This is a genomic window from Streptomyces sp. NPDC047017, from assembly GCF_040644175.1.
GTDB lineage: Bacteria > Actinomycetota > Actinomycetes > Streptomycetales > Streptomycetaceae > Streptomyces.
The window spans coordinates 30,177-51,650 of the sequence record NZ_JBEYVW010000016.1; the positions used below are offsets into that span (position 1 = coordinate 30,177).

Annotated in this window: 20 protein-coding genes; 12 read left to right on the top strand and 8 right to left on the bottom strand. The window is 74.2% G+C overall.

The window, feature by feature from the left end; genetic code table 11:
- Positions 1–127: 127 nt before the first annotated feature.
- The gene (locus ABZ858_RS25350) at positions 128–823 is read right to left on the bottom strand and encodes a GntR family transcriptional regulator (protein ID WP_361382876.1); all 696 of its coding nucleotides are present in this window, start codon (positions 821–823) and stop codon (positions 128–130) included.
- A 131-nt stretch (positions 824–954) separates the two neighbouring features.
- Here ABZ858_RS25350 and ABZ858_RS25355 point away from each other — a divergent pair, with 131 nt between their 5' ends.
- From ABZ858_RS25355 to ABZ858_RS25375, 5 genes are read left to right on the top strand one after another with little or no spacing between them, the layout of a single operon-like run.
- Entirely contained in the window at positions 955–2,274 is a 1,320-nt protein-coding gene (locus tag ABZ858_RS25355) for an MFS transporter (RefSeq protein WP_361382879.1), read from the top strand.
- A gap of 56 nt (positions 2,275–2,330) precedes the next feature.
- Entirely contained in the window at positions 2,331–3,173 is an 843-nt protein-coding gene (locus tag ABZ858_RS25360; protein WP_361383293.1) for a putative hydro-lyase, read from the top strand.
- 59 nt (positions 3,174–3,232) lie between these two features.
- On the top strand, positions 3,233–3,991 hold the full coding sequence (locus ABZ858_RS25365; protein ID WP_361382882.1) for a 5-oxoprolinase subunit PxpA: 759 nt from the start codon (positions 3,233–3,235) through the stop codon (positions 3,989–3,991).
- A 59-nt stretch (positions 3,992–4,050) separates the two neighbouring features.
- Positions 4,051–4,677 (top strand): allophanate hydrolase subunit 1, encoded by a 627-nt coding sequence (locus ABZ858_RS25370; RefSeq protein WP_361383296.1) that lies wholly within the window; start codon positions 4,051–4,053, stop codon positions 4,675–4,677.
- Positions 4,674–5,552: a biotin-dependent carboxyltransferase family protein gene (locus ABZ858_RS25375; protein WP_361382885.1), complete on the top strand. Its 879-nt coding sequence runs from the start codon at positions 4,674–4,676 to the stop codon at positions 5,550–5,552. Before ABZ858_RS25370 ends, ABZ858_RS25375 begins: the two co-directional genes overlap by 4 nt.
- A gap of 550 nt (positions 5,553–6,102) precedes the next feature.
- Here the strand turns inward: ABZ858_RS25375 and ABZ858_RS25380 are convergent.
- A complete protein-coding gene (locus ABZ858_RS25380) occupies positions 6,103–7,521 on the bottom strand; it encodes a HEAT repeat domain-containing protein (protein ID WP_361382888.1) in 1,419 nt (472 codons plus the stop codon).
- Between the two features lie 323 nt (positions 7,522–7,844).
- A complete protein-coding gene (locus tag ABZ858_RS25385; RefSeq protein WP_361382891.1) occupies positions 7,845–8,237 on the bottom strand; it encodes an ankyrin repeat domain-containing protein in 393 nt (130 codons plus the stop codon).
- A gap of 450 nt (positions 8,238–8,687) precedes the next feature.
- Between ABZ858_RS25385 and ABZ858_RS25390 the strand changes: the two genes are divergently transcribed.
- Entirely contained in the window at positions 8,688–8,882 is a 195-nt protein-coding gene (locus tag ABZ858_RS25390) for a hypothetical protein (RefSeq protein WP_019983932.1), read from the top strand.
- Positions 8,883–8,959: 77 nt separating this feature from the next.
- A complete protein-coding gene (locus ABZ858_RS25395) occupies positions 8,960–10,840 on the top strand; it encodes a hypothetical protein (protein ID WP_361382894.1) in 1,881 nt (626 codons plus the stop codon).
- Positions 10,841–10,927: 87 nt separating this feature from the next.
- On the opposite strand, the gene ABZ858_RS25400 is transcribed toward ABZ858_RS25395, so the two are convergent.
- Entirely contained in the window at positions 10,928–12,424 is a 1,497-nt protein-coding gene (locus ABZ858_RS25400) for a PLP-dependent aminotransferase family protein (protein WP_361382897.1), read from the bottom strand.
- A gap of 100 nt (positions 12,425–12,524) precedes the next feature.
- Here ABZ858_RS25400 and ABZ858_RS25405 point away from each other — a divergent pair, with 100 nt between their 5' ends.
- From ABZ858_RS25405 to ABZ858_RS25420, 4 genes are all read left to right on the top strand, one after another.
- On the top strand, positions 12,525–13,178 hold the full coding sequence (locus ABZ858_RS25405) for a hypothetical protein (protein WP_361382900.1): 654 nt from the start codon (positions 12,525–12,527) through the stop codon (positions 13,176–13,178).
- Complete coding sequence (locus ABZ858_RS25410; protein ID WP_361382903.1) at positions 13,175–13,942, top strand: glycerophosphodiester phosphodiesterase; 768 nt, start codon at positions 13,175–13,177, stop codon at positions 13,940–13,942. The genes ABZ858_RS25405 and ABZ858_RS25410 overlap by 4 nt, the downstream gene beginning before the upstream one ends.
- A gap of 59 nt (positions 13,943–14,001) precedes the next feature.
- Positions 14,002–15,351 carry an MFS transporter gene (locus ABZ858_RS25415; RefSeq protein WP_361382905.1) on the top strand — a complete coding sequence of 450 codons (1,350 nt, stop codon included), beginning with the start codon at positions 14,002–14,004 and terminating at the stop codon, positions 15,349–15,351.
- 279 nt (positions 15,352–15,630) lie between these two features.
- Positions 15,631–16,005 carry an RNA polymerase-binding protein RbpA gene (locus ABZ858_RS25420; RefSeq protein WP_003977404.1) on the top strand — a complete coding sequence of 125 codons (375 nt, stop codon included), beginning with the start codon at positions 15,631–15,633 and terminating at the stop codon, positions 16,003–16,005.
- A 127-nt stretch (positions 16,006–16,132) separates the two neighbouring features.
- Here the strand turns inward: ABZ858_RS25420 and fxsA are convergent, their stop codons facing one another.
- From fxsA to ABZ858_RS25440, 4 genes are all read right to left on the bottom strand, one after another.
- Positions 16,133–16,693, bottom strand: coding sequence for an FxsA family membrane protein (gene fxsA, locus ABZ858_RS25425; protein ID WP_361382908.1), 561 nt, complete (start codon positions 16,691–16,693; stop codon positions 16,133–16,135).
- A 44-nt stretch (positions 16,694–16,737) separates the two neighbouring features.
- Entirely contained in the window at positions 16,738–17,535 is a 798-nt protein-coding gene (locus ABZ858_RS25430) for a polyprenol monophosphomannose synthase (RefSeq protein WP_361382911.1), read from the bottom strand.
- 642 nt (positions 17,536–18,177) lie between these two features.
- A complete protein-coding gene (locus ABZ858_RS25435; RefSeq protein ID WP_361382915.1) occupies positions 18,178–19,782 on the bottom strand; it encodes an amidohydrolase in 1,605 nt (534 codons plus the stop codon).
- A 261-nt stretch (positions 19,783–20,043) separates the two neighbouring features.
- Positions 20,044–20,484 carry an Lrp/AsnC family transcriptional regulator gene (locus tag ABZ858_RS25440; RefSeq protein ID WP_184597107.1) on the bottom strand — a complete coding sequence of 147 codons (441 nt, stop codon included), beginning with the start codon at positions 20,482–20,484 and terminating at the stop codon, positions 20,044–20,046.
- Between the two features lie 270 nt (positions 20,485–20,754).
- On the opposite strand from ABZ858_RS25440, the gene ABZ858_RS25445 reads away from it, so the two are divergent.
- Entirely contained in the window at positions 20,755–21,189 is a 435-nt protein-coding gene (locus ABZ858_RS25445) for a hypothetical protein (RefSeq protein WP_361382917.1), read from the top strand.
- Positions 21,190–21,474 lie beyond the last annotated feature (285 nt).

The window sequence follows — 21,474 nt, forward strand, 5'->3', positions numbered from 1 at the left end:
CCGGCGGCAGCCACCGTCACCGCCCGGCGGCGCCCGCCGTCACCACTCCGCGACGCCCGCCGTCACCACTCCGCGGCGTCCCGCGACGCCCCGCACGTGACCCGTCACCCGACCCCCGGACCCCCCGTCACTCTTCCAGCCCGACCCGCCTCCGGTAGACCTCCACGACCTTCTCCAGCGAGTCGTCCAGGTAGACCGCGAGCATGCGTTCCGCCGTACCGCGCTCCCCCGCCTGGAGCGCCCGGAGGATCTCCTGGTTGCGGGTGAGGTAGGGCTCGTGCAGGCGGCGCGGGTCGTCCACGACGTGAAAGGCCAGGCGCAGTTCGGCGAAGACGCTGCGCATGAGTTCGCCGGTGCGCTCACTGCCCGCGAGCGCCACCAGTTCGCGGTGGAAGTGGATGTTGGCGGTGCCCAGCTCTTTCCAGTCACCTTCGCGCGCGGCCCGCTGCCCGTCCGCGACGGCCCCGGCGAGGCCGTCGAGCGCGTAGGGCGGCTCGCCCAGGCCCCGTACGACCGCGCACTCCACGAGGCGGCGGGTGCGGTAGATGTCCTCGACGTCCTCGACGGCCAGCACCCGCACGAAGACGCCGCGGTTCAACTCGTGGACGAGCAGCCGCTCGTGGGTGAGCAGCCGGAACGCCTCGCGCAGCGTGTTGCGGGAGACGCCGAGCGCGCCGCCGATGCTGTCCTCCGACAGCCGGGTGCCGGGCGGGAAGTAGCCCTCGGCGATACGGCTTCTGAGGATGTCCGAGACCCGCTCTGCGGTGCTGGTGCGGCCCAGCAGGGCGCGGTCGTCGGCCAGTGACGTCAGCGGCTCTCCCATGCCCGGAATTCAACCGCAGACGCAAGGACGAGACAACAGGGGTATTGAAGGATCGTTCAACGATCCTCTACCTTGCTCGTCATCGCACGGCTCAGTTCCCGCACTCTCCGTCCCTCAGCTGCGAGGTGCCCATGAGCACGACTCCCCCACCGCGGTCCCTGCCCCCCGGTGCTCGGACCGGACCGGCCGAACCCGCCCGGGAGGAGGGCGCGTTCGGCTGGCTGCGCGCCCTCGACCCGCGCGGCCGCCGCGCCTTCGCGGGCGCGTTCGGCGGCTACGCGCTGGACTCGTACGACTACTTCACGCTGCCGCTGAGCATGGTCGCGCTGGCGGCGTACTTCGGCCTGGACAGCGGCCAGACGGGCCTGTTCACCACCGTCACGCTGGTGGTCTCCGCGGTCGGCGGGGCGCTGGCCGGTGTGGTCGCGGACCGGTTCGGCCGGGTGCGGGCGCTGGTGATCACCGTCGCCACCTACGCGGTGTTCACGGTGGCCTGCGGTTTCGCGCCCGACTACGGGACACTGCTGGCCTTCCGGGCGTTGCAAGGGCTCGGGTTCGGCGGCGAGTGGGCGGTCGGCGCGATCCTGGTCGCCGAGTACGCGAGCGCGCGGCACCGGGGCCGCACCCTGGGCGCGGTGCAGAGTTCCTGGGCGGTCGGCTGGGCACTGGCCGCGGTCGTGTACACGCTGGTGTTCTCCGTCGCCGGGGACGACCTGGCCTGGCGCGTGATGTTCTGGACCGGCGCGCTGCCCGCGCTGCTGGTGCTGTGGGTACGGCGCCGGGTGCACGACGCGCCGCAGGCGACAGCGGTCCGGGAGCAGAGCGCCCGGAAGGGCTCCTTCGCGGCGATCTTCGCGCCGGGCACGGCCGGATCGCCCGGCCTGCTGCGCACCACCGTCTTCGCGAGCCTGCTCTCCACCGGTGTCCAGGGCGGCTACTACACGCTGGCCACCTGGGTGCCGACGTACCTGAAGACCGAGCGGGGCCTGTCGGTCGTGGGCACCGGCTCGTACCTGACGTTCCTCATCTCGGGCGCGTTCGCCGGGTACCTGACGGGCGGCTGGCTCACCGACGCGCTGGGCCGGCGGCGCACCATCTGGCTGTTCGCGCTGCTGTCGGCGGTGTGCGTGCTGGCGTACGCGAACATCCCGGACGGCTCGAACACCCTGCTGCTGGTGCTGGGCTTCCCGCTCGGGTTCTGCATGTCGGCGATCTTCAGCGGCTTCGGATCCTACCTCAGCGAGCTGTACCCGACGGCGGTGCGCGGCACCGGCCAGGGCTTCACGTACAACACGGGACGCGCCGTGGGCGCCGTCTTCCCGACCCTGGTCGGCTATCTGACCGACAGCTGGGGCGTGGGCGGCGCGCTGGTCTTCGGCGCGATCGGCTACGGCATCGCGGCGCTCGCGCTGCTCGGACTGCCGGAGACACGCGGGAAGGAACTGACGTGAACGGCACCCACACCACCACGGGCCACCGCCCGGCGGACATCACGGAAGATCACCCGGTGGCCGCCACCGGAGACAACGCCGCGGCCGTCGGCGACCGTCCGGTCGTACTCGTCGACGAGCACGCGCACGCGTGGAGCCCGCACGCCGCCCGGGAGCGCTTCCGGGCCGGGCTGATCGGTCCCACCGCCGGGGTCGCCGCGGGCCACACCCAGGTGAACCTGATCGCGGTCCCGGCCGACTGGGCGTACGACATGCTGCTGTTCTGCCAGCGCAACCCCAAGCCGTGCCCGGTCCTGGACGTCACCGACGCCGGCTCGGTCACGAGCGCCCTCGCCGAGGGCGCGGACCTGCGCACCGACCTGCCCCGCTACCGCGTGTGGCAGGACGGCGAGCTGGTGGCCGAACCGGCCGACGTGCGCGCACACTGGCGCGCGGACCTGGTGACGTTCCTCATCGGGTGCAGCTTCACCTTCGAGTGGGCGCTGACGGCGGCGGGTGTCCCGATCCGCCACATCGAGCAGGGCCGGAACGTGCCGATGTACGTGACGAGCCGTCAGTGCCGCCCCGCCGGACGGCTGCACGGCCCCCTGGTGGTCTCCATGCGGCCGGTGCCGCCCCAGCACCTGTCGGCGGCGATCCGGGAGAGCAGCCTGCTCCCGGCGGTGCACGGCGCTCCCGTGCACTGCGGCGAGCCGGGCGGGCTGGGCATCGAGGACCTCGGCCGCCCCGACTTCGGTGACCGGGTGGACGCCGGACCGGACGACATCCCGGTGTTCTGGGCCTGCGGGGTGACCCCGCAGGCGGCGGTGATGGCCTCCCGGCCGCCGTTCGCCATCACCCACGCGCCGGGGCAGATGTTCCTGACCGACGCCCGCGACGAGCAGTACCGCGTGGCGTGAGACGACCGACGAGCAGTACCGCATGCCCGAGAAGACCTGGGAAGAGACGTGAGCCATCCATGACCTCCATCGACCTGAACGCCGACCTGGGCGAGGGCTTCGGCCGCTGGCGGCTGACCGACGACGAGCGGCTGCTGTCCGTGGTCACCAGTGCCAACGTGGCCTGCGGCTTCCATGCCGGGGACGCCGTCACCATGCGCCGGGTGTGCGAACTGGCGGCCGCGCGCGGGGTGCGGATCGGCGCGCAGGTCTCCTACCGGGACCTCGCCGGGTTCGGGCGGCGCGCGATGGACGTGCCGTCCGCGGAGCTGGCGGCCGAGGTGGCCTACCAGATCGGTGCCCTGGAGGTCTTCGCGCGGGCGGCCGGCACCCGCGTGTCGTACGTCAAGCCGCACGGAGCCCTCTACAACCGGGCCGTGCACGACGAGGAGCAGGCCGCCGCGGTCGTCGAGGGGGTCCTGCTGGCCGACGCGGGGCTGCCGGTGCTGGGGCTGCCGGGGTCGCGGCTGCTGGAGCTGGCCGCGCGGGCCGGGCTCCCCGCCGTCACCGAGGCGTTCGCGGACCGCGCCTACACCGACGAGGGCACGCTCGTGCCGCGCGGCCGGGACGGCGCGGTGGTCACCGACGCGGACACGGTCGTGGAGCGCTCGGTGGGCCTGGCCCGCTCCGGTACGGTCGCCGCGCACTCCGGGACGCTGATCGAGGTACGGGCCCGCTCCCTGTGCCTGCACGGGGACACGCCGGGCGCGGTGGAACTGGCCCGGCGGGTCCGGGAACGGCTGGTGGCTTCGGGCGTGCGGGTGGAGTCCTTCGCGTGAGCGGGCTGCGGGGGCCTGGCGGGACGCGGGGGCCAAGTGGACCGAACGGTCTGAGAGAGCTGCGGGTGCTGCCCGCCGGTGACGGCGCGCTGCTCGTCGAGGTCTCCTCCGGCCCCGCGGCGGAGGCCCTGCACGCGGAGCTGGTGCGCCGTCGCGCCGAGGGGCTGCTGAGCGTGCGGGAGATCGTCCCCGCGGCCCGTACGGTCCTCCTGGACGGCCTCGCCGACCCCGACCGGGTGGCCCGTGAGCTGACCGCCGCCGAGGTGCCGGACGCGCCCCCGCGCGGGGAGCGGACCGTGGAACTGCCGGTGCGTTACGACGGCCCGGACCTCGCGGCCGTCGCCGCCCACTGGAAGGTGTCCGGGCCGGAGGTCGCCCGGATCCACGCGGCCACCGAGTTCCGTGTCGCCTTCTGCGGGTTCGCGCCCGGCTTCGGGTACCTCACCGGCCTGCCCGACCACTGCCACGTCCCGCGCCGGGCCACTCCGCGCACGGCGGTCCCGGCCGGCGCGGTGGGGCTGGCGGGCCCGTACACGGGGGTGTACCCGCGCTCGTCGCCGGGTGGCTGGCAGCTGATCGGCACGACCGACGCGGTGCTGTGGGACCACGCGCGCGTGCCGGCCGCGCTGCTGTCCCCGAACACGCGCGTGCGGTTCGTGCCGGTCGAGCGGCTGGGGGCGGCATGACGGACCGCGCGCTCGTCGTCGTACGCGCCGGGGCGCTGACCACCGTGCAGGACGAGGGCCGCCCCGGGCACGCGCACCTCGGGGTACCCCGCTCCGGGGCGCTGGACGCGCCGGCCGCCGCACTGGTCAACCGGCTGGTCGGCAACCCGCGCGGGGCCGCCGTCCTGGAGACCACGCTCACCGGGTGTGCGCTGCGGCCCCGCTCGGCCGTCACCGTGGCGGTCGGGGGCGCGCCCTGCCCGGTGTCGGTGGACGGGCGGCCGGTCGCCTGGGGAGCGCCGGTACGGGTCCCGGCGGGGGCGCTGCTGGAGGTGGGGGCGGCCGTCCGGGGCGTACGCGGCTACGTCGCCGTCTGCGGCGGTGTCGCCGTCGAACCGGTCCTGGGCAGCCGTTCCACGGACCTGCTGTCCGGGCTCGGTCCCCCGCCGCTGGCCGACGGCGCGATGCTCCCCCTGGGGAGGCCGGCCGGCCCTCCCGCGCGCGTGGACGTGGCCCCGCAGCCGGCGCCGCCGGCCGAGCTGGTGCTGCGGATGACCTGGGGGCCGCGCGAGGACTGGTTCACGCCGGGAGCCCGGCAGGAGTTCGTCTCGCGCCCGTACCGGGTGTCCTCGGCGAGCAACCGCATCGGGCTGCGTACCGAAGGGCCCGCCCTGGGCCGGGCACGGGAGGGCGAACTCGCCAGCGAGGGCATGGTCCTGGGCGCGGTGCAGGTGCCGCCGGACGGCCGCCCGGTGATCTTCCTCGCCGACCATCCCACCACCGGCGGCTACCCGGTGATCGCCGTCGTCCACGCCGCCGACCTCCCGGCCGCCGCACAGGCGGCTCCGGGCACGCCGGTGCGGTTCGTGGCGGTACGGGGGCGGCGGTCGCCGTAGCGCGCATCCGCGCCGCCGCCCCGTCCGACGCCGGAGGCCGGGGCGGCGGCGCGGATGAGGGGTTTGCCGGTGGTCACCGGGTGGGACATCCGGACGCCCGACTCGCACCGGCGGACGGTCACCGGACGGAAACGTGCGCCGTCGTCGGCCGATCACCGGCCGGGAGCGGGCGGCTCAGCCCACCGGGCTGCCACGGGTTGGGAGTGCCCGGCCGCCCGCCGGGCGCTCACCGAGCGGGGAGCGTTCGCCACCTCCGCGCCACACGATCACGGGCAGGGACGTCCGGCACACCCGGACTGCACGATCACCGGCCGGAGAACGCCTGGCGTACCCCGTCTGCCGATCCGATCACCACGCGGGAGCGTCCGCCCCCTCCGGCCGAGCACTGGGCCGGAACGCCCGGCTCATACCCGCCGGGTGATCACCTGGCCGGACGGCCCAGCCAGCTCCCCCGCCGCTCGGCCACCCGGCCGGAAGGTCCGGCTCGCAGCCCCCGCCCCGGCCGACCGGTCGCCCGCCGGACGGCCCAGCCCGCCGGCTCCCCGCCCGCTCACCCGGCCGGAATGTCCGGCTCGATCCGGTTGCGTACCGCCGTCTGTACCTCGGCCTCCTCGGCCGGGTCGGCGGCGAGGCGGCGCAGGCGCTCGACCACGCGCTGGTCGCCGGTCTCGGCGTAGCGGGCGGCGAGTTCGCGGGTGGTCTCCTCGCAGTCCCACAGGCACTCGACGGCGAATCCGGTGGCGAAGGAGGGGTCGGTGGCGGCCAGCGCGCGGGCGGCGCGGCCCCGCAGATGGGAGGAGGCCGTCTCGCGGTAGACATGGCGCAGCACGGGCGCGGCGCAGGCGATGCCGAGCCGCCCGGCGCCGTCCACCAGGGTCCACAGGGTGGCCGCGTCGGGTCCCTCGCCGCGGACGGCCTCGCGCAGGGCGGCCAGGACCAGATCGCGGTCGCGGGCGCCGCCGCGGCAGGCGAGCACGCGTCCGGCGGCGGCGCCCAGCGGATCGGGGCGGCGGGCCCAGCCGCGCGCCCGGTCGACGGCGGCGACACTGCGCATGCGTTCGAAGGCGTCGACGGCGGCCTCCACCACAGGGGCCGGGCCGTCGGACACGGCCGCCTCGATCAGGTCGAGGGTGTCCGGGTCGTTGCCGTCGGCCAGGTAGCGCAGGGCGGTGCAACGGGCGCCCTCGGTACCCTGCCGGGCCGCCTCCAGGATCTCGGGCCGGTCCTCGGGGCCCGCGACGGCGGCCAGACAGCGGGCGGCCGGGACATGGAGGGCCGCGCCGCGCTCGGCGCCCTGCTGGGCCCACTCGAACACGGCCCGCACGCTCCAGCCGGGGCGGGGCCCGGCGGGGCGCAGCTGGCGCTGCCAGCGGTCGAAGCAGCCGGTCTCGTGGGCGGCGCGCACCCGTTCGGCGATCGCCGGGCGCGGGTCATCGGCCCACAGCCGCCAGGGCCGCGGCTCGAAGGCGTCGCGCACCGCGGCGGCCAGCTCGGCCTCGCCCTCGGCGTCGGTGGCGAAGCGCGCGAGGACCGGGGCGGCCAGGGCGCGCAGCCCGGCGTCGTCGTCGCGCAGCGCCAGCTCGTCCAGGGCCCAGGCCCAGTTGGCACCGCGGGCGGCGTACGCGCGCAGCAGGACGAGGGCGTCCCGCCGGCCGTAGGAGGAGAGGTGCCCCAGCACGGCGAGGGCGAGCCCGGTGCGCGACTCGTCGGCGTCGAGGAGGTCCTCGGGGGCGAAGAGGTGCGCCTCGATGGCGTCCAGCTCGCCGTTCAGGTCGAGGAAGAGCCGGGCGTAGTACAGGGAGCGGTTCTCCACCTGCCAGTCGTGGCGGGGGTCGTGCAGTACACAGTGGTTCAATGCCGCGAGCGCTTCGGCGCGGGGGGCGGTGAGCGCGTGCAGTGTGCCGTCGCCGCGGCCCCGCTGGAGCAGGCCGAGCAGCGTGCCGCTGGGCGCTATGACCGGATCGAACATGGGAAACAGCCTCACATCAAGCGTCGACGCAACCGGGGAACGCGCACTACCTGGCCACGTGACAACACGTCGGGGCGCCCGCCGTCTCTTGCTTGCTGTAGACCATCTTCCTCTGCCTCTCGTCGGTGGCCCATGCGGGCCGCTTCACGGTCCGCGCGGTGCGGCAACACCTGCCCAACCGCCGCGTCCATGAATCACGACGTCATGATGACCCGGTGGGTGCGCTGCCGCGACCGAAATTTCCGGCGGCCCCGTACCGCCTCCCCCGTTTTCAGTGTCGTTGCTGGTCAAGGGGCCGTTTCAGCTGATCACGGCCCCTGCGTTCACTGCTCGCCGAACAGTTCGAGCAGCTCGGTCCGGCCGAACATGCGGGCCGTGTCGAGGGCGGACGGGGTGCCCGCGGAGGGGTCCGCTCCGCCTTCGAGGAGCGCCTCGATGACGTCCTGCTCGCCCTTGAAGACCGCTCCCGCGAGGGGCGTCTGCCCCCGGTCGTTGACGCGGTCGGCGGCGGCGCCGCGGGCCAGCAGGGCACGGACCGCGTCGGCGTGGCCGTGGTAGGCGGCGAGCATCACGAGCGAGTCGCCGCGGTCGTTGGTGAGATCGGCCGGGACGCCCGCGTCGACGTACGCCACGAGCGCTTCGGTCCCGCCCTGCCGGGCCAGATCGAAGATCTTGGTCGCCAGCTCCACGACCTCGGGGTCGGGGGCTTCACTCATCGGCCGGACCGCCTCTCACTGCACATCTCGGGGACTGTGGGTACTGCTGGTACTGCGGTGCTGCTCAGTACTGCCATGCTGCCGTGCTGCCGGTACTACTGGCATTGCCTGGTGTTGCCGGTACTGCGGGTGCCATGGATGCTGCTGACACCGCGTGGGACCCACTGGGGAGCGCGGGCCGCCGGTGCACGGCCGTGAGCGGTGCACGGCCGTACGGGTGAATCGACAGGGTACTGGCTCGTGCGGCCGGTGGCCCGCCGCGCCGGAGGTAAAGATCACCGGGAACCCGGCGGTACGCAACAGGGCCGCACGCCCGCGCCGCACACCGACTCGGCCGACCGAGCGAAATCGAACGGATTTCACCCGGTTGCACCTTTTGTCATATGGATACATGCTGTGATGCTGGAAGGACTCAGGGTGACTGTCCCCCTCGACACCAGGAGATCTCACATGATTCTCTCCATCTCAGGCGTCGTCCTGTTCGGCGTCATCGGCTTCATCTTCTTCCGCAAGGACGGCCTGAAGCCCTCCCACGCATGCGTGTCGACGCTGTTCGGCTTCTACCTGGCGAGCACGGCCATCGCCCCGAGCATCCGAGCCGGCGGCGAGAGCCTGGCCAGCCTGCTCGGCGGTATGAGGTTCTGACGCGGCCGCCCGAGGACTTCCACCAGTCCGTCCAGGGGGCGTGTCCGACCGCCCTCGCGCACTCACCGGAGGCAGCAGTGGCCCGGCGCCCCCTCCCCCGCATTCTGAGCACAGGCAGCGCGCAGCTCGCCCGGAGCCGGGAGCTGGCCCGGTCGGCGGCGGACGGTGCCACGGACATCCTCCATCCGCTGATCACCATCGCCCGTGGTCTGCGCCGGCTGGCCTCGGCCGGGCGGCGCAGATGGGCGCAGACCCCCAAGGACCGGCGCGGCCCGCTGCTGTTCATGGTGGCGGCGGTGATCCTGGTCCTGGCCCTGGTCCCGTACGGCCCGCTGCTCGCCGCCGTGTCGCTGACCGCGGCCGCGGCCTGGCACGGCCGGGACCGCACCCCGCCCGCCGCCGACGACTCCGAGGAGCCGCGCATCCAGCGCCTGACGGCCCTCTACGAGGCCCTGGTCCCGTACTTCTCGGTCGCCGAGGACCCGGTGCCGCTGTACGCGCACGGCGGCGACTGGCAGAAGGCGTTCCCCGGCCACGAGTTCGACGACTCCGGCCGCCTGACCCACCTGCTGATCCGCTACCCGGCGTACTTCACCGACGGCGAGCCCGAGGCCCGCGCGCGGATCGAGCACCTGCTGACCGCCAAGTCCGGCCGCGGCCGCGAGTACCTGTTCACCTGGGACGAGGAGGGCAACGAGCTGGCGGTCACCGCGCTGGACCCGCTGCCCACCGGCATCGCCGCCCAGCGGTTCGTCACCGCACCGGGCGAGACCGTGCTCGGCTTCACCGACCCGAGCGAGGTCCAGCGCACGCTGCCGCTCGGCTACGGCGAGGAGCAGCGCGACGTGCCGCCGGTCGTCTGGCGCACCGGGCTGCGCTCCACCGAGCCGCACCTGCTGGCGATGGGCCAGCCGGGCAGCGGCACCTCCACCCTGCTGCGCTCGCTCGCGCTTCAGGCGCTCCAGCACGGCGACGTGGTCGTCGTCGACGGCGGCGGCACCGGCGAGTACGCCTGCCTGACCGGCCGGGACGGCGTCCTCGCCGTCGAGTGCGGGCTGACCGGGGTGCTGGCGAGCCTGGAGTGGGCGGCCACCGAGACCGAGCGCCGGCTGATCGCGGTCAACCGCGCCCGGCAGGCGGGCCACCCGCCGCCCGACGACACCAGGCGCCCGCTGTGGCTGCTGGTCGACCGGCCCGCCGCCTTCACCCATCTGGCCGCCGCGGGCGGGCGCAAGGACCCGCAGGCCCTGCTCCAGGTGCCGCTGCGGCACGGCCGCGCGGTCAACGTCACGGTCGTCGTCGCCGAGCAGTTCGACAGCGCGGAGGTGCTGGGCGACGCGCTGCGGCAGCACACCCGCGCGCGCGTGGTCCTCGGACCCGCCACGGCGGAGCAGGTCAAGGCGGTGCTCGGGGCGCCGCCGCACACCACGCCGCTCGCCCTCGTCCCGCCCGGGCGCGGGTACGCGCGCCTGGGCACCGGCACCGTGCACCGGCTGCAGGTCCCGGCGACGCCCGACCCGTACGACGACACCGTGAACGAGACACTGCGCAAGGCGGTGCGGGATCTGCTGCCGCCGAACACGACCCCGGCGGACGGGGAGACGGTCCCGGAGGACGGCGAGCCGGTCACCGCGGACGACCCGGTGGCCGAGGTACCGCCGCTCGACGAGCGGACGATCGACGAGCAGGCGGTCGACCAACCGGGGGTCGACCAACCGGGGGTCGAGGCGGCCGCGGCCAAGGAAGCGGTGGTCGAGGCGGCCGCCGCCAAGGAAGCGGTGGTCGACGAGCCGGTGCTCAACGCGGCAGTGGTCAACGACTTGGTCGTCATGAGGAAGGAACCGGCGCTCCTGGAGAAGGAACCCGCCGTCCTGGACAAGAGCGCCCCGGCGACCGCCGGAACCGCGCCGGAGCAGAAACCGGTGGCCCCGCAGGCCGCCGTGGCCGAGCCCTCCTGAGCCCCCCGCCCGCACACCAGGCACGCACCACCCGCGCCCCGGCGACCGCCAGGACCGCGCCCCGGCCACGCCCTGATCAGGCCCTGATCACGCCACGAACGTGCGCGGCGACTCCCCGCCCTGCGTCGCGCCCGTCTCCACCAGCCGGGCCGCCGCCGCGAGCCGGGCCGCCGCCTCCTCCGCCACCGCCCCCTGCACGGTGAACGGCAGCCGGACGTACCCCTCGAACGCGCCGTCGACACCGAACCGCGGCCCGGACGGCACGCGGACGCCGACCCGCTCGCCGGCCTCGGCCAGCCGGGAGCCGGACAGCCCGCCGGTGCGCACCCACAGGGTCAGGCCGCCGCGCGGCACCTCGAACTCCCAGTCGGGCAGCTCACGGCGGACCGCGGCGACCAGGGCGTCCCGGTTGCCGCGGGCCTGGCCTCGGCGGACCTGCACGGCCTGTTCCCAGCCTCCGGTGCTGAACAGCCAGTTGACGGCCAGCTGTTCCAGGACGGGGGTGCCCAGGTCGGCGTAGGCGCGGGCGGCGACCAGGCTGCGGATCACGTCCGGGGCGGCCCGCACCCAGCCGATGCGCATCCCGGCCCAGAACGCCTTGCTGGCGGACCCCACGGTGATCACCGTGGACCCCGCCGGGTCGAAGCCGCACACCCGCCGCGGCATCTCCACGTCCGGGTCCAGGTGCAGCTCGCTCATCGTCTCGTCGACGACGAGGACGGTCCCGGCGGAGCGGGCCGCCTCCACCAGGCGGCGGCGCTGGTCCTCGTCGGCGAGGGCGCCGGTCGGGTTGTGGAAGTCGGCGACGACGTAGGCGATCCGGGGCGCGGCCTCCCGCAGCACCTGGCGCCAGCGGTCCAGGTCCCAGCCGGCGAGCCCGTCGGCCATCGCCACCGGCACCAGCCGGGCGCCCGCCTCCCGCATCAGCTGGAGGATGTTGGCGTAGGACGGCGACTCGACGGCGATGCGCTCGCCCCGGCCGCCGAAGAGGTGGCAGATGGCGTCGATGGCGCCCATGGCACCCGTGGTCACCATGATCTGCTCGGGCATGGTGGGGATCCCGCGCGCGGTGTACCGCTCGGCGATCATCGAGCGCAGCGCGGGCAGTCCGGCCGGGTAGTCGCCGTGCGTGTGCGCGTAGGGCGGCAGCTCCTCCAGGGCGCCCTGCACGGCCCGGGTGAGCCAGGGTTCCGGCGCCTGGAGGGCGGCGGTGCCCAGGTCGATCATCGAGCCCAGTGACTCCGGCGGCAGGGGTTCGAGCCCGCGCGCGGGCAGCGGGTTGCCGGCCGGTACCGCGGTCCAGCTGCCCGCGCCGCGCCGGGACTCCAGGAAGCCTTCGGCGCGCAGCGCCTCGTAGGCGGCGGCGACCGTGGTGCGGCTGACCGACAGGGACAGGGCCAGTTCCCGTTCGGCCGGCAGCCGGGCGGCCACCGGGACGCGGCCCTCCAGGACCAGCAGCCGGATGCCGTCGGCGAGCGCCCGGTAGGCGGGCGGTCGGCGCGCGCCGGGCCCCGCCGGGCGGTCCTGGGAGCTGAGCAGCCGGGCGAGCTGTGCGGCACCCACCGCCGAGGTCCACTGAGCCATGCCGACCAGTCCACCTTCCTCGAATTGGCCATGGAGGAGTTTCCTTCCCCTGCCACAGGGTGGCACGGGCCAGGCCACTTCCACCAGCAGGGGGACGACCGTGCCCAGACCGGACCGCCTCGGGCGGCGACTTCTGCAGCTCTACGCCGGGCTCGTGCTGTACGGCGCCAGCTCCGCGCTCCTCGTCGAGTCGGGGCTCGGCCTGGAGCCCTGGGGCGTGCTGCACCAGGGGCTTGCCGAGCTGACCGGTCTGACCATCGGTGTGGTGTCGATCGGCGTGGGCGCGGTGGTGCTGCTGCTGTGGGTCCCGCTGCGCCAGCGCCCCGGCCTCGGCACGGTCTCCAACGTCTTCGTCGTCGGCCTCGCGATGGACGGCGCCCTCGCCCTGATGTCCGGCGCCCACGGCCTCGGCGTCCGCATCGCCCTGCTGGTCGTGGGCATCGGGCTCAACGGCGTGGCCACCGGCCTGTACATCACCGCCCGCTTCGGTCCCGGTCCCCGGGACGGGCTGATGACGGGACTGCACCGGCGCACCGGCCGCTCGATCCGGCTGACGCGCACGGTCGTGGAGCTGGCGGTCGTGGCCACCGGGTTCGCGCTGGGCGGCACCATCGGGATCGGGACCGTGCTCTACGCCGTCTCGATCGGCCCGCTGGCCCAGTTCTTCCTGCGGGTGTTCGCCGTGCCGACGGCGGACGGGAGCGGGCGGGCCGTTGCCGCCGGTACACCCGAAAGGGTGATACTGCGTCCGTGAGCACGCGCGTACGCCACCCGTATCTCGACCATCCGGGGCCCCTCCCCTTCGCGCATCGCGGCGGGGCCGCCGACGGCCTGGAGAACACCCTGGCCCAGTTCCGGCGTGCCGTCGATCTCGGCTACCGGTACATCGAGACCGATGTACACGCCACTGCCGACGGCTGGCTGGTCGCCTTCCACGACGCGACCCTGGACCGCGTGACCGACGGCGCGGGCCGGATCGCCGACCTGCCGTGGCGGGAGGTGCGCCGCGCGCGGGTGGCCGGCCGGGAGCCCGTGCCGCTCTTCGAGGAACTGCTGGAGACCTTCCCCGGCGTCCGCTGGAACGTCGACGTGAAGGCGGAGCCCGCGCTGCGCCCGCTGCTGGATTTGATCGAGCGCACGGGTGCCTGGGACCGGGTCTGCGTCGGGTCGTTCTCCGAGGCGCGGGTGGCCCGGGCGCAGCGGCTGGCCGGACCGCGCCTGGCGACGTCGTACGGCACGCGCGGGGTGCTGGGTCTGCGGCTGCGCTCCTGGGGGGTGCCGGCCGTGCTGCGCCGGTCGGCCGTCGCCGTGCAGGTACCGGTCTCCCAGTCGGGCGTCCCGGTGGCCGATCCCGCCTTCGTCCGCGCCGCCCACGCGCGCGGGCTGCACGTGCACGTGTGGACGATCAACGAACCGGAGCCGATGCACCGGCTCCTGGACCTCGGGGTCGATGGCATCATGACCGATCACATCGACACGTTGCGCAAGGTCCTGGAGGAGCGGGGCGTCTGGGCCTGAGTCCCGGCCGCCGTCCCGAGGGCTCGCGCGGCACTCCAGGCGGGGAAGCGAGGGCACGGGTGGGCACCGGCACCGTGCGTGTGCAGGCGGGCGACGATCCCGTCGAGCGGCGGCGCGAGCAGCGCGGCTGGTACTTCTACGACTGGGCGTGCTCGGTCTACTCGACCAGTGTGCTCACCGTGTTCCTGGGGCCGTACCTCACCTCGGTGGCCCGGGCGGCGGCCGACCCGGACGGGTACGTGCACCCGCTCGGGGTTCCGGTGCGGGCCGGGTCCTTCTTCGCGTACTGCGTGTCGGCGTCGGTGATCCTGGCGATCGTGGTGATGCCGGTCGCGGGCGCGGCGGCCGACCGCACGGGCCGCAAGAAGCCGCTGCTCGCGGTCGCCGCGTACGTGGGGGCCGGCGCCACCACCGGCCTGTTCTTCCTGGACGGCCACCGCTACCTGCTGGGCGGCGCGCTGCTCGTCGTGGCCAACGCGTCGGTGGCCGTCTCGATGGTCCTCTACAACTCCTATCTGCCGCAGATCGCCCCGCCCGAGGAGCGCGACGCGGTCTCCTCGCGCGGCTGGGCCTTCGGCTACGCGGCCGGATCGCTGATGCTGGTGGCGAATCTGGTGCTGTTCACCGCGCACGACTCGTTCGGCGTGTCGGAGGCGACGGCGGTGCGCGTCTGCCTGGCCGCGGCGGGGCTGTGGTGGGGGCTGTTCACGCTCATACCGCTCAGGCGGCTGCGCGACCGGCGGACGGCCGCCGCGCCGCCGGCGGCCGCGCACGGCTGGCGGCAGCTGGCCGCCACCGTCCGGGACATGCGGGCCAGGCCGCTCACCCTGGCCTTCCTGCTCGCCTACCTCGTCTACAACGACGGCATCCAGACGGTGATCTCCCAGGCCTCCGTGTACGGCTCCGAGGAGCTGGGGCTGAGCCAGTCGACGCTGATCACGGCGGTGCTGATGGTGCAGCTGCTGGCGGTGGCGGGGGCGCTCGGCATGGGGCGGCTGGCCCGTCGCCACGGGGCCAAGCGCACGATCCTCGGGTCGCTGGTCGCCTGGACGCTCACGCTGGCCGCCGGGTACTTCCTGCCGGCCGGGGCGCCCGGGTGGTTCTTCGTGCTGGCCGCCGGGATCGGCCTGGTCCTCGGCGGCAGCCAGGCGCTGTCCCGGTCGCTCTTCTCGCATCTGGTGCCGCCCGGCAAGGAGGCCGAGTACTTCTCGGCGTACGAGATGAGCGACCGGGGCATGAGCTGGCTGGGGCCGCTGCTGTTCGGGATCACCTTCCAGCTGACCGGGAGCTACCGGGATGCGATCATCTCGCTGGTGGCCTTCTTCGTGATCGGGTTCGCCCTGCTCACGCGGGTCCCGGTCGGACGGGCGATCCGGGACGCGGGCAATCCGGTGCCCGACCGGATTTAGCACTCCAGGCGAAAGGGCTGTAGTGTACGCGTTTGGCCTGCCAGGCGTACCGTTACTGCGCGTCAAAGATGCCGAAACGCTGGGTGACATCTCCTTTCAGATGTGACAAACCGGGCGCCGGTGGGTACTGCACTGATTGACAAGGCTGCGGCTACGACGGCGACACCTGACCCGGAACGGGACATCGGAACGGGAATCTTTACCGCCGACCGGACGTTGACCGGATGACGACGACAGCGACACCTGTCCTGTGGGCGACAAGCCCGGGAGGCACGATTCATGAGTGAGCGAGCTCTTCGCGGCACGCGCCTCGTGGTGACCAGCTACGAGACCGACCGCGGTATCGACCTGGCTCCGCGCCAGGCCGTGGAGTACGCATGCGAGAAGGGGCATCGTTTCGAGATGCCCTTCTCGGTCGAGGCGGAGATCCCGCCGGAGTGGGAGTGCAAGGTCTGCGGGGCCCAGGCACTCCTGGTGGATGGCGACGGTCCGGAGGAGAAGAAGGCCAAGCCGGCGCGTACGCACTGGGACATGCTGATGGAGCGGCGCACCCGCGAGGAACTCGAAGAGGTCCTGGAGGAGCGTCTCGCCGTGCTGCGGTCCGGTGCGATGAACATCGCCGTTCATCCGCGGGACAGCCGCAAGAGCGCGTAGTTCCTGCGCGGCTCGGGCCGGTTATATCCGTACGCGAGAAGCGGGACGGGCGGGGCAAGTGATCATCACTTGCCCCGCCCGTTCCGCCTTTTCCGGTCTTTCCGCTTTTTCCGGTCTCTCGCCGCCCTCACCGGGTCAGCGGCGGGCGCTGCTCCCCGGAGCTGTCGGCCCGCTCGTCGTCCCTGATCACCTCGCCCTGGACGACCTTGCCGTCCGGGCGGTGCATGCGGACCTGCTGGAAGGCGTCGCCCAGCGTGCCGGGACCGGCCGTGCGCAGCTTGCGGTCGACCGTCCGCTGCGTGAGCCCGCCGACGGCCCGCTGGACGGGCGGGAGCAGCAGGAGCAGGCCCGCCGCGTCCGAGAGCATGCCGGGGATCATCAGGAGCAGACCGGCCAGCATCATCAGGCCGTTGCCGCCACGGCCCTGCGAGGGGGCGCCGCCCCGCTGCAACGCCTCGTTGAGGTTCTGGAAGGCGCGGCGGCCGGCTCGCTTGATCACCACGGCGCCGAGCACGAAGCCGGCGACCAGCAGCAGGAACACGGTGAACCCGCCCGCCGCGCCCGCGACCAGGGTCAGCAGCCAGATCTCCAGCACCAGCCAGACCGCGACGCCCAGCGGCAGGAACCTGCGCAGCCGGGAGCGCGGGGGCCGGGTGGAGTGCGGAGAGGTCGGAGCGCCAGTCGTCATACTCCCAGTGTGCCTGGGACCTGCTCAGTGCCGGATAAGAGCGGTCACTCGGGCTTGCCGCCACGCCCGGTGATCTTGGTCACCCGCTCCCCCACGCCCCAGGCGGTGACCCGCCACAGCGCCTCGACCAGGATGTCCCGGCTCATCTTGGAGTCACCGAGTTCACGCTCGACGAAGGTGATGGGGACCTCGACGACGTGGTAGCCGGCCTTCACCGCGCGGCGCGCCAGGTCGACCTGGAAGCAGTAGCCCTGCGAGGCGACCTCTTCCAGGCCCAGGCCCTCCAGCGTCTCGCGGCGGAAGGCGCGGTAGCCGCCGGTGATGTCCCGCAGCGGCAGGTCCAGCGCGAGACGCGAGTAGAGGCTGCCGCCGCGGGAGATGATCTCGCGGCCCTTGGGCCAGTTCACCACGCGCCCGCCGGGCACCCAGCGGGAGCCGAGCACCAGATCGGCACCCTTGAGGGCGGTCAGCAGCCGGGGCAGTTCCTCGGGCTGGTGCGAGCCGTCGGCGTCCATCTCGACCAGCACGCCGTAGCCGTGCTCCAGGCCCCAGCGGAAGCCCGCGAGGTAGGCGGCGCCCAGGCCCTCCTTGCCCTTGCGGTGCAGCACGTGGACGTGCCCGTCCTCGCCGGCCAGTTCGTCGGCCAGCTTGCCGGTGCCGTCGGGGCTGTTGTCGTCGGCCACGAGGACGTGCGCCTCGGGGACGGACTTGCGCACCCGGCCCACGATCGTCTTGATGTTCTCCGCCTCGTCGTAGGTCGGAATGATCACCAAGGCCGTGCCGAGCGGACCGAACCGCCTGTCCTGGGACCCAGCCGCCGGGGTGCCGTCGCCGTGGTTCACTACTGCCCCTTCATGTCCGTACGCAGGGGACCACCTTAGTGGCCGCGGCCTGCGGGGATGTGACACCACGTGGGTGCCGTGGTGTCGTTTCGGAAAGAGCGGGGTAAGAACGCTCTTTTCAGGAGTCTTACGGATTCGTACCCAGGGCCGGTGCCCCGGACCCGTGTTCCGCGCCCCGCACCGTAGGACGCGATCCGGGCGCCCGAGGGTCCCTCGTCCGCGACCTCGGTCACCGATACCTGCGGATGGGGGCCCGGTGCCCTTCGGGCCGACCTGGGACCCGCTGGCTGCGGATCGACCGAAAGCCGTTGTCTACTGAGCGACCGGGCCCCACCCGGGTCACACCTTGCCGACCGTCCGGAACGTTCCCCCGCTCACGCGGGACGCTGGGCCTGGCTCCCAGTGACGGTGACCCGGTGCGGCACACCGTCCCTGACCCAGCGGCGCCGCGCCGCGGGTACGGAAGTTCCCCGGTCAGGCGTCCGGTGGTGGACCCGGCAGAACCTACCGGCCTCCTGCCGTCGGCTGTCAAACAGCCCGCCGGCCCGGCCGGAGGGCCGCCGCCGCCCGGCCGGGCCGGAGGATGCGCAGGTCGCGCGACGGAGCGGCGTGCGGTGATCGGGCCGACGCCGCCCCGGCAGATCACTCGCCCGGCCGTACGAAGACCGTCCGGCCGCCCACCACGGTCCGCAGGCAGCGGGGCAGCTCGCGCCCGGGGGCGAGGTCGGGCAGCCCGGGCGTGCCCGACCTCGGGTCGGTCGACCAGCGCGCGACACGGTCGTCGGGGGCCTGCACCACCAGTTCCCCGGTGCGCCAGACGGCGTAGTCCGCGGGCGCGCCGGGCACCAGGACGCCCGCGTCGTCGCGGCCGATCGCCCGCCAGCCGCCCCGGGTGTGCGCGGTGAACGCGGCGCGCACGGAGACGCGGTGCCCGGGGGTGCGGTGGAAGGCCGCCGCCCGGACGGCGCCCCACGGATCAAGCGGGGTGACGGGGCTGTCCGAGCCGAAGGCGAGCGGGACGCCGGCGCGCAGCAGGGCCGCGAACGGGTTCAGGGTGCGGGCCCGCTCGGCGCCCAGGCGGGCGGCGTACATGCCCTCCTCGCCGCCCCACAGCGCGTCGAAAGCCGGCTGCACGGAGGCGGTCAGGCCCAGTTCGGCGAAGGCGGCGATCGTCTCCGGGGTGAGCATCTCGGCGTGTTCGACACGGTGCCGGGCGGCCCGGAGGCGGGCGAGGCCGACCTTCTCGGCGGCCGCGCGCATCCCCTCGACCACCGAGGTGACGGCGGCGTCGCCGATGGCGTGGAAGCCCGCCTGGAGGCCCGCCTCGGTGCAGGCGATGACGTGGGCGGCGACGGCGTCCGCGTCGAGGTAGGCGGTGCCGGTGTGGGCGGCGTCGGTGTACGGGGCGTGCAGGCAGGCGGTGTGCGAGCCGATGGCGCCGTCCACGAAGAGGTCGCCGGCGGCGCCGAGCGCGCCGAGCCTGCGCGCCTTGTCCACGTCCTGCTCGGCCCAGTAGCCGACGACCCGGGGGCCGGGCTGCGCGGCGGCCAGCTCCAGCAGGCCGGTGAAGTCGCCCTCGGAGGAGATGTCCGGCCCGCCGCACTCGTGCACCGAGCCGATCCCGAGGGAGGCGGCGTGCGCCAGCGCGGCGCGCTGCGCCTCGGCGCGCTGGGCGGGGGTCACGGCCGCGAACGCGGCGGCGCGCACGGCGTGGTGGTCACCGGCGGTCAGCGGGCCGTCCACCGGGCCCCGGACGGCCGGGACCAGATCGAGCAGGGCCGTGCTGACGACCGCGGAGTGGACGTCGATCCGGCTGAGGTAGAGCGGGCGGCCGCCGGTGGCCGCGTCGAGTTCCGTACGCGTCGGAGGCCGGCCGCCGGGCCAGCGGGCCGCGTCCCAGCCGTGGCCGAGCAGCACCCGGTCGCCGGGGCGGGCGGCGGCGAACTCCCGCACCCGGGCCAGGGCCGCGTCCAGGGTCGGGGCGTCGGACAGGTCGAGGCCGGTGAGCGCGAGACCGGTGGCGGTGGTGTGCACATGGGCGTCGGTGAACGCCGGGGTGACGAGGGCGCCGTCCAGGTCCACGACCTCGTCGACGCCGGACGCGAAGGCGTCGGCCGCCCCCTCCGAGCCGACCCACGCGACATGGCCCGCCTCGACGACCATGGCGGTGGCGAACGGGTCGGCGGGACTGTGGACCTCGCCGCGGCGGAGCAGGACGGTCTGCGGTTCGGTGGTGCGCTCACTCATGGGCACCAGTCTCGCGCCTCGCCCGGGCGGCCCGGCGCGCGGGGGCGGTCGTACGGCGGGTCGGTCCGAGGGGGCCGGGTGGGTCGTACGGCGGGTGGGGGTGCGGCGCACGGCGGGCGAGGATGAGTCGTACGGCGGCCGGGGGTGGGTCGTACGGCGGCCTGGAGCCGAGCACATCACGGCCGAGGCCCCGCGGCCGCCAGGGCGGGGCGCGCGGCCGCCGACGGGCCGTTCAGGGGCCGCCCGCGGTCGCCGTCCTGGTCAGATGCGCGGCGGCCGGGCCTCGTACGGTGTCGAGAGGACGACCGTGGTCCGGGTCGACACGCCTGCCAGCGTCCGTACCCGGGCGAGCAGTTCCTCCAGTTCGTGCGGCGTGGCGACGCGCACCTTGAGGATGTAGTTCTCGTCGCCCGCCACGCTGTGGCACGCCTCGATCTCCGGGACGCCCGCCAGGCGCTCCGCGATGTCGTCGGGGGCGCTGGGGTCGAAGGGTTTGACGGAGATGAAGGCGGTCATGGGCAGGCCCACGGCCTCGGGGTCGACGACCGCGGCGTACCCGCGGATGACGCCACGCTGCTCCAGCCGCCGCACCCGCTGGTGCACGGCCGACGTGGACAGGCCCGTAGCCTTGCCCAGGTCGGTGTAGCTCATCCGCCCGTCCTTGACGAGCAGCTGCACGATCTGTCGGTCCAGCTCCTCCATGGCGCAAGAACCTACAGTGCGCCTGATCTCCTCGGATACCTCGGCAGCCCAGGTCATGCCCCGTTTCGCGGCGGACCCGGCGGCGGCCGTCGACCCGCCAGGGGGACAAAACAGTCGAGGCGGGCATCCGCGCCAGGGGTGTGACGAACACCACACCCCGCAGCTGCCCTCCGTGATGTTCTCGTGATTACCTCGGGAACCGGACGGGAAGTGCTTGCTGTGGTCGAGACCGCAGTGCCGTCACGGCCCAGCCTTTAGGGGGAGAATCCCATGCAGAGTCTCAAGCGCCCTGGCCGTTCTGTGCCCAAGCGCAGGCAGCCCGCCGTCGAATCGCAGCCGGAGGGCGTCGAACCCGACGCCTTCGACGAGGAGCCCGACGAATTCGACACCTTCGAGATGTACCGGGTGATCTGCCCGGAGTGCGCGCAGCCCATCGCGCTGCTGGCGGACGAGGAGATCCTGCCGGAGCACGCGCTGTGCGCCTCGCCGTGGAACCCGTTCGGGCTCACGGTCTGCGCCGGCACCGGCCGCAGGGCCTGTGAGGCCCGTCCCGCCGACGAGTCCGTCGAGCCGCAGGAGCAGCAGACCGCCCTGCTGCTGACGCTCCCCCAGGGACTCGACTGGCGGACGCAGCCCTTCTCGCACGTCGGCGGCCCGGGTTCGCGCCCGCTGCGCGTACCGACGCTGCGCCGCGAAGCCGCCTGAGCGCCCGCGGACCACACCGCCTCCGGCACTCCCTGCACCATGGCCGTACGGCGCCGTGGTGCGGGTTCGACATGCCCCCCAGCGCCGCGAGCGGCCCGACGCCACGCGGGGCCGAGGTGACCGATGGCCGTGACCTGCGGCCGGGTCCGGCGCGGGACGCCGCTGGACTCACGCGCGATTCCGCCGACCGGTGACCTGGCCGCCCGGAGCCGCGTTGCCCCGGTATGACCACCCTCCATCCGGCGGCCGGGCGGCGGCGTCGCGTCTTCATGCCGCCGCCCGCGG

What these genes read in the sequence shown, in the direction of transcription:
- ABZ858_RS25445 (WP_361382917.1), top strand. Translation starts at nt 20,755, where the DNA reads ATGCAGAGTCTCAAGCGCCCTGGCCGTTCTGTGCCCAAGCGCAGGCAG.
- ABZ858_RS25375 (WP_361382885.1), top strand. Translation starts at nt 4,674, where the DNA reads ATGACGGACCGCGCGCTCGTCGTCGTACGCGCCGGGGCGCTGACCACC.
- ABZ858_RS25350 (WP_361382876.1), bottom strand. Translation starts at nt 823, where the DNA reads ATGGGAGAGCCGCTGACGTCACTGGCCGACGACCGCGCCCTGCTGGGC.
- ABZ858_RS25400 (WP_361382897.1), bottom strand. Translation starts at nt 12,424, where the DNA reads ATGGCTCAGTGGACCTCGGCGGTGGGTGCCGCACAGCTCGCCCGGCTG.
- ABZ858_RS25420 (WP_003977404.1), top strand. Translation starts at nt 15,631, where the DNA reads ATGAGTGAGCGAGCTCTTCGCGGCACGCGCCTCGTGGTGACCAGCTAC.
- ABZ858_RS25440 (WP_184597107.1), bottom strand. Translation starts at nt 20,484, where the DNA reads ATGGAGGAGCTGGACCGACAGATCGTGCAGCTGCTCGTCAAGGACGGG.
- ABZ858_RS25380 (WP_361382888.1), bottom strand. Translation starts at nt 7,521, where the DNA reads ATGTTCGATCCGGTCATAGCGCCCAGCGGCACGCTGCTCGGCCTGCTC.
- fxsA (WP_361382908.1), bottom strand. Translation starts at nt 16,693, where the DNA reads ATGACGACTGGCGCTCCGACCTCTCCGCACTCCACCCGGCCCCCGCGC.
- ABZ858_RS25385 (WP_361382891.1), bottom strand. Translation starts at nt 8,237, where the DNA reads ATGAGTGAAGCCCCCGACCCCGAGGTCGTGGAGCTGGCGACCAAGATC.
- ABZ858_RS25435 (WP_361382915.1), bottom strand. Translation starts at nt 19,782, where the DNA reads ATGAGTGAGCGCACCACCGAACCGCAGACCGTCCTGCTCCGCCGCGGC.
- ABZ858_RS25390 (WP_019983932.1), top strand. Translation starts at nt 8,688, where the DNA reads ATGATTCTCTCCATCTCAGGCGTCGTCCTGTTCGGCGTCATCGGCTTC.
- ABZ858_RS25355 (WP_361382879.1), top strand. Translation starts at nt 955, where the DNA reads ATGAGCACGACTCCCCCACCGCGGTCCCTGCCCCCCGGTGCTCGGACC.
- ABZ858_RS25365 (WP_361382882.1), top strand. Translation starts at nt 3,233, where the DNA reads ATGACCTCCATCGACCTGAACGCCGACCTGGGCGAGGGCTTCGGCCGC.